General features: G+C 73.7%; 1 protein-coding gene. It reads left to right on the top strand.

Going from position 1 to position 1,131, the window contains the following annotated elements; translation table 11 throughout:
• Positions 1–1,128 (top strand): PKD domain-containing protein (locus tag ABD823_RS34385; protein ID WP_344867134.1); only part of this gene is annotated, 1,128 nt, incomplete at its 5' end.
• Positions 1,129–1,131 lie beyond the last annotated feature (3 nt).

Raw genomic sequence — 1,131 nt, 5'->3', positions numbered from 1 at the left:
GAGCTGGTGTCGGTGTGCGAGGAGCTGACGTGCACCTTCCGCAGCACCGGCTCGCGTGATCCGGACGGCACGGTGGTCGCCGTGAGCTGGTCGTTCGGCGGGGGCGGCAGCGCCTCCGGGGCGGTGGTGACGCACGCGTTCCCGGGCAGCGGGACCTATCCGGTGACGGTGACGGTGACCGACGACCGGGGTGCGACGGCGACGGCCACGCGGAACGTGACGGTGCAGGGGGCCAACCAGGCGCCGGTGGCGGACTTCGCGGCCACGTGCACGGAGCTGGAGTGCTCCTTCGACGCGAACCTGTCTGCGGATCCGGACGGGACGCTCACCGGGTACGCGTGGGAGTTCGGTGACGGCGCCACCGCGTCCGGGGTGACCGCGGCGCACACCTACGCCGCGGCGGGCACCTACCCGGTCAAACTGACGGTGACCGACGACAAGGGGGCCGCCGTCTCGGTCACCAAGGACATCTCCGTCGTGCAGGCCACCACCGGGATCGAGTTCGTGGGCAGCGCGGCCTCCAACGCGAACGTGGCCACGCACTCGGTCACGGTCCCGGCGAACGTGGCCGGCGGCGACGGGCTGCTGCTGTTCATGACGGTCAACAGCTCGGCGGTGACGGTGCCGGACCCGGTCGGGGTGACCGGCTGGATGCTGGTCGGCACCCGGGACAACGGCGGCGTGGTGACCAAGGTGTGGAAGAAGGCGGCCTCGCCGGACGACGGCGGCGACGCGCTCTCGGTGACCCTGTCCGGGCAGTCGAAGGCGGATCTGACCCTGGTGGCCTACCGGGGGGTGGACCCGCAGGTGCTCTCCGCGTACGCGAGCGCCTCGGAGACGGTGACCCGCGCCGAGCACACCACGCCGGAGGTCCAGGTGCCGGCCGGCGGCGGCTGGGTGGTGTCGTACTGGGGCGAGAAGTCCTCGGCGACCACGGGGTGGACGGCTCCGGCCGGTGAGACGGTCCGCTCGACCCAGGCCGGCACCGGGAACGGGCGGATCACGAGCCTGCTGACCGACAGCGGGGGGCCGGTGGCGGCCGGGACGCGGGCCGGGGTGACGGCCACGGCCGACGCGGCGAGCCTGCGGGCCACGATGTGGAGCCTGGTGCTCGCACCCGCGGGGTGAGGC

It is taken from the genome of Planomonospora alba, from assembly GCF_039534085.1.
In the GTDB taxonomy this organism is placed as follows: Bacteria; Actinomycetota; Actinomycetes; order Streptosporangiales; family Streptosporangiaceae; genus Planomonospora_B; species Planomonospora_B alba.
The sequence above is the reverse complement of the archived record's forward strand: the minus strand, read 5'-3'. Positions and strand labels throughout refer to the sequence as shown.